Source organism: Devosia sp. Soil_C_22 (genome assembly GCF_057657195.1).
This window is the reverse complement of the sequence record NZ_JBDGIY010000001.1, coordinates 383,454-397,669: the sequence shown is the minus strand read 5'-3', so window position 1 is coordinate 397,669 and position 14,216 is coordinate 383,454. Positions and strand designations below refer to the sequence as shown.

17 protein-coding genes are annotated in these 14,216 nt (G+C 65.5%); 8 read left to right on the top strand and 9 right to left on the bottom strand.

Annotation, left to right across the window (positions count from 1 at the left end; translation table 11 throughout):
* Genes AC3A6I_RS01855 through AC3A6I_RS01845 form a run of 3 tightly spaced genes read right to left on the bottom strand, consistent with a single transcriptional unit; the run spans position 1 to position 3,566 of the window.
* Positions 1-906 (bottom strand): ABC transporter permease subunit, encoded by a 906-nt coding sequence (locus AC3A6I_RS01855; RefSeq protein WP_487541374.1) that lies wholly within the window; start codon positions 904-906, stop codon positions 1-3.
* Complete coding sequence (locus AC3A6I_RS01850) at positions 906-1,913, bottom strand: ABC transporter permease subunit (RefSeq protein WP_487541372.1); 1,008 nt, start codon at positions 1,911-1,913, stop codon at positions 906-908. The genes AC3A6I_RS01855 and AC3A6I_RS01850 overlap by 1 nt, the downstream gene beginning before the upstream one ends.
* A 57-nt stretch (positions 1,914-1,970) precedes the next feature.
* Positions 1,971-3,566, bottom strand: a complete 1,596-nt coding sequence (locus AC3A6I_RS01845) for an ABC transporter substrate-binding protein (RefSeq protein ID WP_487541370.1) — start codon at positions 3,564-3,566, stop codon at positions 1,971-1,973.
* A gap of 276 nt (positions 3,567-3,842) precedes the next feature.
* Between AC3A6I_RS01845 and AC3A6I_RS01840 the strand changes: the two genes are divergently transcribed.
* From AC3A6I_RS01840 to AC3A6I_RS01830, 3 genes are all read left to right on the top strand, one after another.
* A complete protein-coding gene (locus AC3A6I_RS01840; protein ID WP_487541369.1) occupies positions 3,843-4,232 on the top strand; it encodes a VOC family protein in 390 nt (129 codons plus the stop codon).
* A gap of 245 nt (positions 4,233-4,477) precedes the next feature.
* Positions 4,478-5,404 carry an aldo/keto reductase gene (locus AC3A6I_RS01835; RefSeq protein WP_487541367.1) on the top strand — a complete coding sequence of 309 codons (927 nt, stop codon included), beginning with the start codon at positions 4,478-4,480 and terminating at the stop codon, positions 5,402-5,404.
* Positions 5,405-5,533: 129 nt separating this feature from the next.
* Positions 5,534-6,004, top strand: a complete 471-nt coding sequence (locus AC3A6I_RS01830) for a hypothetical protein (protein WP_487541365.1) — start codon at positions 5,534-5,536, stop codon at positions 6,002-6,004.
* Between the two features lie 3 nt (positions 6,005-6,007).
* Here the strand turns inward: AC3A6I_RS01830 and AC3A6I_RS01825 are convergent, their stop codons facing one another.
* The 4 genes from AC3A6I_RS01825 to AC3A6I_RS01810 form a co-directional block, all read right to left on the bottom strand.
* Complete coding sequence (locus AC3A6I_RS01825) at positions 6,008-6,733, bottom strand: SDR family NAD(P)-dependent oxidoreductase (protein ID WP_487541364.1); 726 nt, start codon at positions 6,731-6,733, stop codon at positions 6,008-6,010.
* Positions 6,734-6,888: 155 nt separating this feature from the next.
* A complete protein-coding gene (locus tag AC3A6I_RS01820; protein WP_487541362.1) occupies positions 6,889-7,386 on the bottom strand; it encodes a 2,4'-dihydroxyacetophenone dioxygenase family protein in 498 nt (165 codons plus the stop codon).
* A 275-nt stretch (positions 7,387-7,661) separates the two neighbouring features.
* A complete protein-coding gene (locus AC3A6I_RS01815) occupies positions 7,662-7,952 on the bottom strand; it encodes a putative quinol monooxygenase (protein WP_487541361.1) in 291 nt (96 codons plus the stop codon).
* Between the two features lie 23 nt (positions 7,953-7,975).
* The gene (locus AC3A6I_RS01810; RefSeq protein ID WP_487541359.1) at positions 7,976-8,914 is read right to left on the bottom strand and encodes a Gfo/Idh/MocA family protein; all 939 of its coding nucleotides are present in this window, start codon (positions 8,912-8,914) and stop codon (positions 7,976-7,978) included.
* 122 nt (positions 8,915-9,036) lie between these two features.
* Here AC3A6I_RS01810 and AC3A6I_RS01805 point away from each other — a divergent pair, with 122 nt between their 5' ends.
* A complete protein-coding gene (locus tag AC3A6I_RS01805; RefSeq protein WP_487541357.1) occupies positions 9,037-9,237 on the top strand; it encodes a hypothetical protein in 201 nt (66 codons plus the stop codon).
* A gap of 129 nt (positions 9,238-9,366) precedes the next feature.
* Here AC3A6I_RS01805 and AC3A6I_RS01800 read toward each other — a convergent pair whose 3' ends face one another.
* Together AC3A6I_RS01800 and AC3A6I_RS01795 are read right to left on the bottom strand one after the other, a co-directional pair.
* On the bottom strand, positions 9,367-9,717 hold the full coding sequence (locus AC3A6I_RS01800) for a VOC family protein (protein ID WP_487541355.1): 351 nt from the start codon (positions 9,715-9,717) through the stop codon (positions 9,367-9,369).
* 11 nt (positions 9,718-9,728) lie between these two features.
* The gene (locus AC3A6I_RS01795; protein WP_487541353.1) at positions 9,729-10,985 is read right to left on the bottom strand and encodes a glycerate kinase type-2 family protein; all 1,257 of its coding nucleotides are present in this window, start codon (positions 10,983-10,985) and stop codon (positions 9,729-9,731) included.
* A 237-nt stretch (positions 10,986-11,222) separates the two neighbouring features.
* Here AC3A6I_RS01795 and AC3A6I_RS01790 point away from each other — a divergent pair, with 237 nt between their 5' ends.
* From AC3A6I_RS01790 to phnN, 4 genes are all read left to right on the top strand, one after another.
* Entirely contained in the window at positions 11,223-11,729 is a 507-nt protein-coding gene (locus AC3A6I_RS01790) for a hypothetical protein (RefSeq protein WP_487541351.1), read from the top strand.
* A gap of 91 nt (positions 11,730-11,820) precedes the next feature.
* Positions 11,821-12,546 (top strand): DUF1045 domain-containing protein, encoded by a 726-nt coding sequence (locus AC3A6I_RS01785; RefSeq protein ID WP_487541349.1) that lies wholly within the window; start codon positions 11,821-11,823, stop codon positions 12,544-12,546.
* A complete protein-coding gene (locus AC3A6I_RS01780; RefSeq protein WP_487541348.1) occupies positions 12,524-13,660 on the top strand; it encodes an alpha-D-ribose 1-methylphosphonate 5-triphosphate diphosphatase in 1,137 nt (378 codons plus the stop codon). Before AC3A6I_RS01785 ends, AC3A6I_RS01780 begins: the two co-directional genes overlap by 23 nt.
* Positions 13,660-14,214: a phosphonate metabolism protein/1,5-bisphosphokinase (PRPP-forming) PhnN gene (phnN, locus tag AC3A6I_RS01775; protein ID WP_487541346.1), complete on the top strand. Its 555-nt coding sequence runs from the start codon at positions 13,660-13,662 to the stop codon at positions 14,212-14,214. The genes AC3A6I_RS01780 and phnN overlap by 1 nt, the downstream gene beginning before the upstream one ends.
* The last annotated feature ends 2 nt before the right edge of the window (positions 14,215-14,216 follow it).

Genomic DNA, 14,216 nt, shown 5'->3' with positions numbered 1-14,216 from the left:
TCAGCTCCGCTTGAGCTTGGGGTCGAGCGCGTCGCGCAGGCCGTCACCGATGAGGTTGATGGCGAGCACGGTGATCAGGATGGCGAGGCCGGGCATGGTGACGATCCACCAGGCCGAAGTGATGAACTCGCGGGCTCGCGCCAGCATGGTGCCCCATTCGGGCGTCGGCGGCTGTGCGCCCATGCCGAGAAAGCCGAGTGCGGCGGCCTCGAGAATGGCGTTGGAGAAGCTCAGCGTCGCCTGGACGATCAGCGGGCCGAGGCAGTTGGGCAGGATGGTGATGAACATCAGCCGCAGGTTGCCGGCGCCTGCGACCTTGGCGGAGGTCACGTATTCGCGGCTCTTTTCGGCCAGCACCGCGGCGCGCGTCAGGCGCGCGAAGTGCGGCTGCAGCACCAGCGCGATAGCGATCATGGCGTTGAACAGGCCTGGCCCGAGAATGGCGACCAGTACCAGCGCCAGCAGCAGCGACGGGAACGCGAGGATGATGTCCATCACCCGCATGATCAGCGCATCGACCCAGCCGCGGAAATAGCCGGCGAGCAGGCCGAGTGTCACGCCGACGACCATCGCACCGATCACGACGACGAAGCCGATCATCAGCGAGTAGCGGGAGCCGTGGATCAGGCGCGAAAGAATATCGCGGCCGACCTCGTCGGTGCCGAGCACGAATTGCGGCTGCGTGCCGCCGGCCCAGGGCGGCGGCATGCGGATGAACTCGCGAAACTGCTGGTCGGGCGGGAAAGGCGCGATCAGCGGCGCGACAATGGCGACGATGATGAGCGCAAGGAACACGCCGAGGCCGATCACAGCCCCCTTGTTCATCGCGAAATAGTACCAGAACTCGCGCAGGCCGGCGAAGCGGGAGGTGGCGGGGTCCTTGGCGGTCGAAGCTTCAGCGCTCATCAGTGCACCCGGATGCGCGGGTTGATGACCGCATAGAGAATGTCGACGAGCAGGTTCACCGCCATGACGATCAGCGCGATCAGCAGCAGGCCTGACTGGACCGAGACATAGTCGCGCTTGGAAATGGAATCGATCATCCACTTGCCGATGCCTGGCCAGGAAAAGATCGTCTCCGTGAGGATGGCGCCGGCCATCAACAGGCCGATCTGGAGGCCGATGGTGGTAACCACAGGGATCAGCGCGTTGCGGAAGGCATGGACGCCGACGACACGGCCCGGCTCGAGGCCCTTGGCCCGCGCGGTGCGGACATAGTCCTCGCCCAGCACTTCGAGCATGGCCGAACGGGTCTGGCGCGCAATCACGGCGAGCGGGATCGTGCCGAGCACGATCGAGGGCAGGATCAGGTGACGGATGGCCGAGATGAAGGCATCGGGCTTGCCGGCGATCAGGCTGTCGATGAGCATGAAACCCGTCACGCGCGGAAAGAAATATTGCAGCGCGATGCGGCCGGAAACCGGGGTCCAGCCGAGATAGCCGGAAAAGAAGATGATGAGCAGCAGGCCCCACCAGAAGATCGGCATCGAGTAGCCGGTGAGCGCCACGCCCATGGTGACCTGGTCGAACCACGAGCCGCGCTTGATGGCGGCGAAGATGCCGGCCGGAATGCCGAGCGCCACGGCGATCAGCATGGCGAACAGCGAGAGCTCGACCGTCGCCGGGAACAGCGTCAGGAACTCCTGGATGACCGGGCGCTTGGTGGCGAGCGAGATGCCGAAATCGCCCTGCAGCACGCCTCCGACATAATTGAAGTATTGCTGCCAGATGGGCAGGTTGTAGCCGAACTGCTCGCGCAGGATCTCGTAGCGTTCGGGCGTGACGCCGTGCTGGCCGGCCATCGCGAGGATGGGGTCGCCGGGAAGCAGGCGGATGAAGGCGAAAGCCGCGATCGTGATGCCGATGACGGTCGGCACGATCAGGACGAGTTTATTGAGGATGAAGCGGAACATCTGGGTATGCCGAAGGGCGGCCCCATTTACGGGTGCCGCCCTTCGACGTCTAGCGGGTTATTCGGTCACGTCGACGTTATCGAAGCGATGGATGCCAAGGGGATCCATGGTGAAGCCCTGAACGCGCTTGTTCATGGGCATGAACACCTTGGAGTGCGCCAGGGTCATCGCCGGCTCCTCGGCCTTGAAGATTTCCTGGGCCTTGGTGTAGAGCGCGGTGCGCTCGGCCTGGTCGGAAACCTTCTTGGCGTCCTGGATGGCCTTCTCGAAGTCGTCGTTGCACCAGCTCGAGTAGTTGGACACGCCAATGGCCGAGCACGAGAACAAGGTAGCGAAGAAGTTGTCCGGATCGCCGTTGTCGCCGGTCCAGCCGATCTGGAAGGCGCCCGGACGGTCCGGAGCCTTGCCGCGCTCGCGATACTCGGTCCACTCGTAGGTCACGATGTTGGCGGTGACGCCGACGGCGGCCCAGTCGGCCTGGATGAGCTCGGCAACGCGCTGCGCGTTCGGGTTGTACGGGCGCGAGACGGGCATGGCCCACAGGTCGAGCGTCAGGTCGGTGACGCCGGCGTCAGCCAGCATCTGCTTGGCCTTTTCCGGATCGTAGGTGTCGGCCGGGATGGCGTCGTCATACGACCACATGGTCGGCGGGATCAGGTTCTTGGCGTCCTGTCCGGCACCCTCATAGACGGCCTGGATGATGGCCGGCTTGTTGATGGCCATGGTGAGCGCCTTGCGGACATTCGCGTTGTCCATCGGCGCGATCGTCGTGTTGTAGGACATGTAGCCGATGTTAAGGCCTTCCTGCTCCATGACGGTCAGGTTCGGGTCAGCCTGCAGGTCGGCGAGATCGGCCGGGGCCGGGTACGACATGATATCGCATTCGCCGGCCTTGAGCTTCTGCGCGCGCACCGCCGGATCGGTGGTGATGGCGAAGATCAGGTCGTCGATCGCAACCTTGCCGCCCCAGTAGTCGGCGAAGGCCTGATAGCGGATGACGGCGTCGGTCTGGTAGTCGACGAAGGTGAACGGGCCGGTGCCGACGGGCTTGTTGGCGAAGTCGGCGAGGTTGCCCGAAGCCAGCACCTGGTCGGCATATTCCTTCGATACGATCGAGGCGAAGTCCATGCCGAGGTTGGCGATCATCGGAGCGTTGGGCTCGGTGAGCGTCATCTTGACGGTCAGGTCGTCGACCTTCTCGATCGACGCGAGGAACTTGGGCATGTCCATGCCCTGGAAGTAATCCCAGCTCAGGCCCTCGAGGTAGGTGTACCAGGGATTATCCTGCTTCCACTGGCGCTCGAACGAGAAGATCACGTCGTCAGCGTTGAAGTCGCGGGTGGGGGTGAAGTACGGGGTGGTCTGGAACTTGACGCCCGGGCGCAGCTTGAAAGTGTAGGTGAGGCCGTCCTCGGACACTTCCCAGCTCTCGGCGAGGCCGGGGACCACGCTGGTGCTGCCGTGCTCGAACTCGACCAGGCGGTTGTAGACGGTGCGCGACGAGGCGTCGAAGTCATTGCCGCCGGTCGTCGGACCGGGGTCGAAATGCGCAGGCGAAGCCTCGGAGCAGTAAACCAGCTGCTTGGCCATTGCACTGCCGCCCATGACCGCCACGAGTGCGGTCGCAGCGAGCAGGGTGCTCATCAATTTCATGATGTTGTCTCCCGAAATAACATTGCGCTCCGGCATTCATCGGCGGGGTCCCTCCCGCCGGCCGGAGCTTGGGCGCCAACAAAGCGCGTTTTCTCGGGGTGCGCAATGGGGAGTTGACCAATTGGTCAACTCTGCTTCCCTAGGGGAATGGATTTCTATGACATCGTGGTGACACGAAAAATCTGCAATGCGGGCCAGAATCCGGCCAGATAGGCACGCATCGCCAACGGCAACTGCCCGCGCCAATCGTTCAAAGCCTAACGAAGAATCCTCTGGATGAAGCCCTCGATCGCCACCGTTGCCCTGGTCGTCGCCGACTATGACGAAGCTATCGCCTTCTATCGCGAGAAGTTGGGATTCGCGCTCGTGGCCGATACCCCGCTCGGCGACGGCAAGCGCTGGGTGTTGGTGGCGCCGGCCGGAGACGGTGCACGGCTGCTGCTGGCGAAAGCCGATGGCCCGGCACAGCAGGCGCGGATCGGCGACCAGACCGGCGGCCGGGTCGGCTTCTTCCTCGAAACCGACGACTTCGCCCGCGACCATGCGGCGTTCACCGCGCGCGGCGTGAACTTCCTCGAGCCGCCGAGGCACGAAGCCTATGGCTCGGTAGCGGTGTTCGTGGACCTGTATGGGAACAAGTGGGACCTGATCGAGCCGAAGGGGTAGTCCGCCCCACCGGCGCCGGCTCGCTTTCCCCACCGGGTCATCCCCCTCCCACGGGTCATCCCCGCGAAAGCGGGGATCTCCGTTTGGCCGCGAACACCGAAAACAAAGGTTCCCGCTTTCGCGGGAATGACTCCCTGCCTATCGCGCCCTCCAAATATCTGCCCCTTCCATCGCTTGTCGCCGATGGATGGGACGGCTAGGCTCGCACGCCTTCCCGCCCGACCACCTATCCATCGGAGACTTCCATGAGCAAGCGCCGCCTCGGCCGCACCGAACTTTTCATCGACCCCCTGGTTTTCGGCTGCAACGTGCTGGGCTGGACGTTGGAGGAACAGGCCGCCTACCCCGTGCTCGACGCCTTCATTGATGGCGGGTTCGCTGCGCTCGATACCGCCGACAGCTACGGCAAGGGCAAATCCGAGACCATCATCGGCAACTGGATGAAAGCGCGCGGCAATCGCGACAAGGTGCTGGTGTTCACCAAGGTCGGCTCCGACATGGGCCAGGGTCACCGCGACCTCAGCGCCAAGTGGATCGAAGAGGAAGTCGATGCGTCGCTGAAACGGCTGCAGACTGACTATATCGACCTTTACCAGACGCACTGGCCCGATCCCGACACCCCGCAGGAAGAAACACTGGCAGCGCTCGACAAGATCGTGAAGGCCGGCAAGGTCCGCTATATCGGCTCGTCCAACCAGGACACCGCGCTCTTGACCGAGGCGCTAGCGATCTCGAAGGCCAACGGCTTTGCCCGCTACGAGACGATCCAGAACGAGTTCAACCTCTACGACCGCGCCAAGTTCGAAGAAGTGCAGCCGACCTGTGTGGCCGAGGAGGTTTCGGGCATCGGCTATTTCAGCCTCGCCCGCGGCTTCCTTGCCGGCAAGTACCGCACCGCCGCCGACGCCAGTATCAGTCCGCGTGGACAGGCCGTGGTGGAGAAATACCTGAACCCCAAGGGTTTCCGCATCCTCGAAGCACTCGACGTGGTGAGCAAGCGCACCGGTGCGCTCCCCGCCGAGGTGACGCTGGCCTGGATCGCGGCCCAGCCCGGCGTCGGCGCGCCGATCGCCTCGGCGACTTCGGTCGAGCAGGTGCAGAGCCTGATGCGCGGCGCGCAACTGACGCTGAGTGCCGAGGACATCAAGCTGCTGACCGACGCGGGCGCCTGAGGCTTGGGCACCGCGGCTTGCTACCCACCGATGTCACCCCGGCGAAAGCCGGGGTTCATGTCGCCAACCGCGCGGGCTGTGAAATGGATTCCGGCTTTCGCCGGAATGACACCGTGGGTGGGGTTGGCATTGGCGTTCGGAGTATCGGCTGCCGTCGCACAGGAGCCGGGCTGGCACTATTCCCCGCTCCCCGGCGAAGGCGACCGGGCGACCCTCGGCTGCAATCGCGAAGCGACGCCACAGGATTTCGCCTGCCTCGCGGTGCGCTGCGAGGATGACTATTCGGTTGGCCTCCACATCCACACCAGCCGGCCCGGCGGCGACGTCGGGCGCTGGCAGCTGACCATCGACCGCGAGTTCGGGCTCGAGGTGGAGGCGGAAGCTTCGAGCACCCCCTACGGCGGCCGGGTGGCCGGCGACGTGGCGGAACTGATCGACAGCCTGAGGAATGGCGGGCTGGTCTATCTCGACAGCGCCGACAGCGAGGTGTCGGCCCAGATTTCGCTGAGCAATTCGCTCACAGCAATCAACCAGGCGCTGTTCTTCTGCGCCCCGCGCGTCGTGCCGGAGAGCCCCGGTGAGGCATCGACGGCCAACTAGCCGTCAGTTGACCATGTAGCCGCCGTCGATCGGCAGAATGGCGCCGGTGATGAAGCCGGCGAGCGGCGAGCAAAGGAACAGCGCGGCCGGTGCGAGGTCGGCCGGGGTGCCCCAACGGCCCATCGGGGTGCGCGCCATCAGCTCGGCATTGCGTGTCTCGTTGGCGCGCGGCACCGCCGTCATCGCAGTCTCGATCCAGCCCGGCGCCAGCGCGTTGACGCGGATGCCTTCCTTGGCAAGCGCAGTGGCCAGCGACTTGGTCAGCCCGGCGACGGCATGCTTGCTCGCCGCGTAAGCGGGTGCGTGCGGGGCACCGAAGAAGGAGAACATCGAGCCGATATTGACGATGGCGCCACCGCCGAGCTTGTCGCGAAAAGCATAGGCGGTTCGCATCGAGCCGTTGAGGTTGATGTCGATGACGGTCTCGAACCCTTCGACCGTGTGCTCGGCGGCGCGCAGGTTCACGCCGGCGCAGTTCACCAACGCCGCGACCGGACCGAAGGCGGCGGCGTACTCCTGTACCTGCTCGGTGTTGCGAACATCGACCTGGGTGTAGCGAAAACGCGGCTCGGCGGTGACGGCGGCTTCCACCTCAGCCTGCGTCGCGCCGGTGGCGTGGACAATCGCGCCGGCATCGGCGAAGGCGCGGCCGATCCCCTGCCCGATGCCAGAAGTGCCGCCGGCAATGACGACGGTCTTGCCGGTGAAGAATTCGGATGCCCAGGTCATATTCGCTCTCGCTCGAGAAAGGCCCCCTCACCCGCCGCTTTGCGGCGACCTCTCCCCCAAGGGAGAGGTGGTGGGGCGGCACCATCTTGCCACTGGTTCACCTCTCCCCTTGGGGGAGAGGTCGGTCCGAAGGACCGGGTGAGGGGGCCTTCAGTTCAACGCACGAACTGCTCCACATAATCCGCGCCGAGCCCCACTTTCTCGTAGTGCTTCCTGCACATGTCGATCTTGGTGAACACGTCCTCGAAGCCGATCTGCTTGTTGTCCTTGTCGAGATAGACCATGCAGCCGGAGATGTTGAAGAAGGTGATCATCTCGGGCGTGTCTTCCGGCACGGTGAGGGTGTGGATCTCCCCAGGCGGCTCGAACACGTAGGAGCCGGTCTCGGCCACCCAGTCATGCTCGAGATAGTGCCAGCGGCCCTTGATGACATAGCCGTGGACCGGCTGCGGATGCAGGTGCCGCGACAGAATGCCGGCGCGGCGGACGCGCAGCAGGTTGCACCACTGTCCCTGCAGCGTGTTGAGGAAAAGCGGGCGAAACCACACGCCTTCCGCCTGCGGCACCCAGACGCGCTCGTCGTCGGGCAGCGCGGTGATGGCGATTTCCTTGGGCGCCAGCGGGTGGGCGGAGCCGTTGAAGGTCTCGTACATGGGGGTCCTCCTCGAACTAGTATGGTAGTTTTAGCGGCGGGAGCGCGAGTGGGCTAGTGGACTTTTGGCGTGAGAGACTTTCACTCACATCGGTGCGTGGGCCCCACCCCACCCTGCTCCGCTAGGCAGCAAGCTGCCAAGCTCCACGAGCCCTCCCCATCAAGGGGAGGGAAATCAGTGCGCTTTGCTGGTAGTCGGGATTTCCCTCCCCCTTGTGGGGAGGGGGGACCCGCGAAGCGGGTGGGTGGGGGTGGCCCACCCACCAGACCCGGCGACTAAATCCCGTACCCACCAACCGGCTCGGTTTCGGTGTGTTCGCCGAACCCAGCGATCAACGGCATCGCCTTTTTGATCGTCTCGGCGACGGCGGGAATGCCGAGCGAGGCCTTGTGGCTTTCCGCCGAATCCCAGACCTCGGTGACCCAGAGCTTGTCGGCGTCCCTGGGGTCGCGGGCGACGATGTAGCTGAGGCAGCCCGGCATGTCGCCGACGCTGGCCGTCATCAGCGCGATGAGTTCGTCGCGCTTGCCCGGATGGGCGGTGAAGCTGCCGATCAATCCGTACATCGCCGTCTCCGGGCCAGCGGCCGTTACCAGTGAAACTCTTCGACATTCTCGCGCGCGCCAAGCAGGAAGGCGTCGCCGATCAGGCGCAGCGGCGAGCCGTCCATCTCCGACTTGCCCTTCTTCAGCAGCTTGGCGAAGCGCTCGTAGATCGCCTCGTACTCCTCGGACGGGTTGGCGACGGTTTCCTTGCCGCCGACCTTGAGTACGGTGCCACCCTTTTCGAGCTTCAACTCAGTGCCCTTCCGCGTGGCGATCGCGATGGTCCAGATCTCACCCGATTCCTCGAGCCAGTTGAAGCCGGCCGACAGCTTCGGCGCATGCTTCTGGGCCGACTTGAATACGATCTCGACATCGACCGGCGTCTGCCGGTTGGCCGGGAATTTCAGCGTGGCTTTGTCGACAAAAACGGGAAACGGCATGATGCGGGTGAAGATCGACATGGCGTTGATGCCCGGATCGCACACCCCGAACCCGCCCGGCTCCCACACCCATTCCTGTCCTGGGTGCCACTTGCGCACGCTCTCGCGCCAGTCGATGCGCACAGTCTCGACGCCCTCGTCCTTGAGGATCAGGCGGGCGGCCTCGACGGCGGCGTTGTAGCGGGAGTGCCAGGTCTGGAACAGTACGCGGCCCTTCTTTTCACCGTAGGTGACGAGGTCCTCGAACTCGGTGATGGTCGGGGTCGGCGGCTTTTCGAGCAGCACATCCTTGCCGGCGTCGATCGCCTCGCGGACATAGGCGTGGCGCACATTGGGCGGGGTGCAGATGGCAACCAGCTTCACTTCGGGCATGGCCTTGTAGAGCTCGGCCGGGGTCTTGAACACCGGTACGCCGCCATGGCCGAGGCTGCGCGTCGAGACGCAGGCGGCGAGCTCGAAATCCGGGCTCTTGTCGATCACCGGCAGGTGCTGGTCCTGTGCGATCTTGCCGATACCGATGACGGCGATCTTCTTTTTGGCCATTGCGGCGCCTCCCTGAAACCGGGCGGCACTTAAGGGGAAATGGCACCGGAAGGGAAGTTCCCCGGGAACGGAAATTCGTCCGGGTGACTAAGGTGGTATAGAGTAGACCCGAGGAGGCCCAGATGTCGCGAGCATTCGTTTCCGAAGGCGGCAGCGTGCCGCAGGTCTATGCCAGCGCGGAAAGCGCCGAGAGCGCCGCCAATATCCAGCGCGCCATGGACGGGCACCAGTACGACTACGAGGTCCGGCCGCGCGAGCGTGGCGGCTACATGGTGGCGCGGCTCAGGAAGGACGGCGAGTTCGACAGCTGGGTCGAGGAATAGGCCTCTGATCGATCCCAACCACGGAGTCATTCCCGCGAAAGCGGGAATCTCTGTTTACGGAGCGTGCAGCCAAACGGAGGTCCCCGCTTTCGCGGGGATGACCTGGTGCGTCGTTGAAAGTTCGGCGATCTATTCGGCCGGTGGCTGCCACAGCTCGATCTGGTTGCCCTCGGGATCGTGGATGCGAGCAAAGCGCCCGGTCTCGGGCGTGTCCCACTCGTTCGGCCGGGTCTCGATGGCAATACCGGCTTCCTTGAGCTGCGCCATCAGCGCATCGAGGTCATCGACGCGGAAATTGATCATCCACTGCTTGTCAGCCGGGAAATACGTCGTCTCCTGTTTGAAGGGCGCAAAGATCGTCAGCCCGCCTTCCTGCGTCCAGAAATCGGTGACACCCAAATGCGTGGAGTACCACTCGGCCAGCGCCTTGATGTCGCGGGAGCGGAAGAAGAAACCGCCGATGCCGAGTGCCCTGGCCATGCTGTGTTTTCCTACCTCACGATGATGGCGCGGAAGTCGTTGACGTTGGTGCCGGTGGGATTGGTGATGAACAGCCCGTCGACGGCGCGGAAGGCGTTGTAGGCGTCGTTGTCGGCCAAAGCGCGGCGGGGGTCGACGCCGGCGGCGCGCATGCGGGCGGCGGTCGTGCCGTCGCAGACCGCGCCGGCATTGTCGCCCGCTCCATCGATGCCGTCGGTATCCGCGGCAAGCGCCGTGATGCCCTCGATACCGTCGATGGCGAGCGCGAAGGCCAGCAGGAACTCGGCATTGCGGCCACCGCGGCCGGTGCCGCGAATGGTGACGGTGGTCTCACCGCCCGACAGCAGCACCGTCGGCCTGGCGAAAGGCCGGTTGCGCGTCTTCACCTCACGCGCCAGCGCGGCGAGCACGCCGGCCACGTCGCGTGCCTCACCCTCGATGGCATCCGAGAGAATGTGCGGCGTCAGGCCCGCTGCGGCCGCCTCCTTCGCCGCCGCATCGAGCGAGATGGCGGCCGAGGCAATAATGCGAACGCTGTTGGCCGCAAAGCGCGGATCGGCCGGCTGGGGCGAGAGGTTCTCCTCCGACGCCAACAGCGCTTCGGCAGCGGCGGGGAGCTTTAGCCGATACAGCGAGGCGAGGTGGCGGGCTTCGGCACGGCTCGATTTGAGCGGCACGGTGGGGCCGGAGGCGACCAGCGCCGGCTCGTCGCCCGGGATGTCGGAAACGATCAGTGTCGCGACCCGCGCCGGAGCGGCGAGCGCGGCAAGACGGCCGCCCTTGATGGCGCTGAGTTCGTTGCGGATGACGTTCATTACCGAGATCGGTGCACCGGAGGCCAGCAGCACTTCGTTGACCGCCTGCTCGTCCTCGAAGCTGAGGCCGGTCGCGGGCTGCGGCAACAGCGCCGAGCCGCCGCCGGAGATCAACGCCACGACGAGGTCGTCGTGGCTGAGGCCGGCGACGGTTTCCATGATGCGGCGGGCGGCGAGGAAGCCGGCCACATCGGGCACCGGGTGCGCCGCCTCGACGATCTCGATGCGCTCACACGGCACGGCGTAGCCGTAGCGGGTAACGACGAGGCCGCGGTCGATCCGGTGCGGCCACGTCTGTTCGAACGCCCGCGCCATCTGGGCCGAGGCCTTGCCGGCGCCGATGACGATGGTCCGCCCCTTGGGTGGCTCGGGCAGGTTGGCCGCGATCGCGTGCTGCGGCTGGGCGGCATCCACGGCGAGGTGGAAAAGCCGTTCGAGGTGTTCGCGATCCATGGCGTGCGGAGTTCCCTGATTGGCGCCCATTGTTGGAGACGCCAGCCGCCGGCGCAAGCTGGACGGAAGGCTGTGCCCTATCGGCAACGTTGTCAGGGCGAAAGCCTGAACAACAGCTAAACAGGCCCCTCACATCGAGTTCAACCGATTTGAAGTAGTTGCGGGCAAACATAAGCACCAGATAATCAGAGAACGGTCGTGGACGCGGCCGTTGGCTCCGCATGCCAGGAAACACGAATGAAAAGTCTTCGTCCCCTCGCGGGCGCGTTGCTCGCGACACTTGTTCTTTTGACGTCGGTCAATGCCGCCGAAGTCGGCATCATCGATACCCCCGGCAGCAGCGGCAGCACCGAGCTGGCGCCGCCCAAGGGTAAGCCCGACGAGCCCGACCGGACCGTGCCGGCCGATCCCAAGCCGCCGCGCGAGAGCTCGAAGCCGCGCCGCGACAAGGAGTCCGATTCGAGCTCTCCCTCCTCCGAGCCGCCGCTGCAGACCCGGCACTTCGGCTCGATGGTGGAGCTCAGCTGCGCCGTCGCCGACCGGCCGGACGCCATCGTTGTCGTCAACCATTCCAGCGAGCCGCTGCCGCCGGGCACGCGCATCAAGTGGCAGCTCAAGGCCGAGGGTGTGCAGGGCTTCTTCCGCCTGCTCGGCACGCTTGAGGGCGGGGCAACCCTGGTGGCCGACAACGTGCTGCGCCAGCAGGTGAACAGCGGCGCCAACTGCATTGCCCGGGTGATCTGACCCGACCTGTGGAGCGCTTGCGGGGCTGACAAAAAACTGACATCGAACGCGACTAACCACCGCCGCGTCCGCTGTCATAATTCCCCGTGAAATGTCCGAACGCTTTGCCATCTACTACGCGCCCGAGGCGCAGCATCCCCTGTGGCGCAAGGCTGCGGAGTGGCTGGGTCGCGACCCGCTGACCGGCGAGACGTTCGACGGCGCCCTGGCGGGCGTCACGCGCGCCGACCTTGTGGCGCGCAGCATTTCGGCCAACCGCTACGCTTTCCACGCCACGATCAAGGCGCCGATGGCGCTGGCCGAAGGTACCTCGCGCGCCGAGCTTGAGGACGCGCTGGCCAGCTATGCCGAATCGGCCGAGCCGGTCGCGATCGGGCCGCTGAGCCTTCAGGTGATCGGCGGCGGGTTTCTCGCGCTGATCCCGGCCGTGCAGTCGCAAGACCTCACCGAGTTCGCCGCCGACGTGGTCGAGAGCTTCGAGCCGTTCCGCGCACCGCTTTCTGTGGACGAGCGGGCGCGCCGATTGAAGGGTGGTGGGTTGAGCGAGCGCCAGATCGCGCTCATCGACCAGTATGGCTACCCCTATGTGTTCGAGCAGTTCCAGATGCACATGACGCTCACCGACCGGCTGCCGGCGGAAGAGCGCGAGACTTATCGCAACATCGCCGCCGAGTTCTTCGGGCCGCTGGCTACTGCCGAGATGGTGCTCGACCGGCTGGTGCTGTTCCATGAGCCGGAAGCGGGCGCACCGTTCGTGCGGCTCGACGACTACATTCTCACCGGGGAGGCCGCCAATGAGCGAATTCGCGCTCGCTAACGCGAGGATCGTGCTGGCCGACGAGGTGATCACCGGCTCGGTGCTGGTGCGCGACGGGGTGATCGCCGCGATCGATGCCGGCACGGTGCAGCACGGCGAGGATGTCGAGGGCGACTATGTCATCCCCGGTCTCGTCGAGCTCCATACCGACCATTTCGAGAACCACTACCGGCCGCGCCCAAGCGTGACCTGGAACGCCATCGCGGCCCTGCAGAGCCATGACGCGCAGATCGCCGGCGCCGGCATCACCACCGTGTTCGACGCGGTGCGCATCGGCTCGGATCCCGAGACCGGCGATATCACCGCCGACGTGAAGGCCATGGTCGAGGCGGTGGCCGAAGCCGACGCGACCGACCGGCTGCGCGCCGACCATCACCTGCATCTGCGCTGCGAGTTGGCGACACCGGACGTGGCAGCGCAGTTCGAGGCGCATTGCGCCAACCCGATCGTCGGGCTCGCTTCGCTGATGGACCACACGCCGGGCGCGCGGCAGTACACCACGCTCGAGCACTACACGGCCTACTACCAGAAGAAGCTTCGCCTCTCCGACGCCGAGATGGCCAGATACATCTCCGACCGGCAGGCAGAGCGCGAGAAGTATGCCGACAATAACCGCGCCGCAATCCTGAAGCGCGGACGCGAGATCGGGCTCGCCTTCGCCAGCCACGACGACGCGACGGTCGAGCATGTCGACGAGGCAGTGCGCGACGGCATGACCATTGCCGAGTTCCCCACCACCATGGCGGCGGCGCAGGCCTGCCATTCCGCCGGCCTCGCGGTGCTGATGGGTGCGCCCAACGTGGTGCGCGGCAAGTCGCATAACGGCAATATCTCGGCCGCCGAGCTGGCGCAGGCCGGCGTGCTCGACGTGCTGAGCTCGGACTATGTGCCGTTCGCCTTGATCTACGCGGCGTTTCTGCTGCCGGAGGTGGCCGACAACATCACCCTGCCCGAGGCCATTGCCAAGGTGACCTCGCGCCCGGCCGAGGCAGCGCGCCTCAACGATCGCGGCACGATCGCCATCGGCAAACGCGCCGATATCGTGCGCGTCCGCCGCACCGATCCGGTGCCGGTGGTGCGCGGCGTGTGGCGCGAAGGCAAGCGGGTAAGCTGATGGCTCCGGGGGCACTCATACTCGTCGTGGGCCCCTCGGGCGCCGGCAAGGATACGCTGATTGGCGCGGCCAAAACCGCACTGGCGACAGATGGCCGCTTCAACTTCCCGCGCCGCGTGGTGACCCGCACGGCCATGGTCGAGCTCGAGGATCATGACAGCATCGAGCCGGCCGAGTTCAGCCGCCAGAAGCTGCGCGGCGCCTATGCGCTCGATTGGGAAGCCCACGGGCTGAGCTATGGCATTCCCGCCGCGATCGACGCCGCCATGGTCGCCGGCCGGACGGTGGTGGTGAACACCTCGCGCAAGGTGATCGAGCGCGCGGTGGAAAAATATCCCAACACGCACGTGATGCTGGTGACAGCGCGCCCTGACGTCCGCGCACAGCGCCTCTCGTCCCGCGGCCGCGAGAGCGCCGACGACGTGGTGGCACGGCTGGCGCGCGAAGGCGCGGCGGTGCCGGAGGGGATCGCACCGGTGGTGATCGACAATTCCGGAGCACTGGTCGAAGGCGTCGACCGCTTCGTCGGAGCCTTGCGTCAGATCGCCGGTTGAAC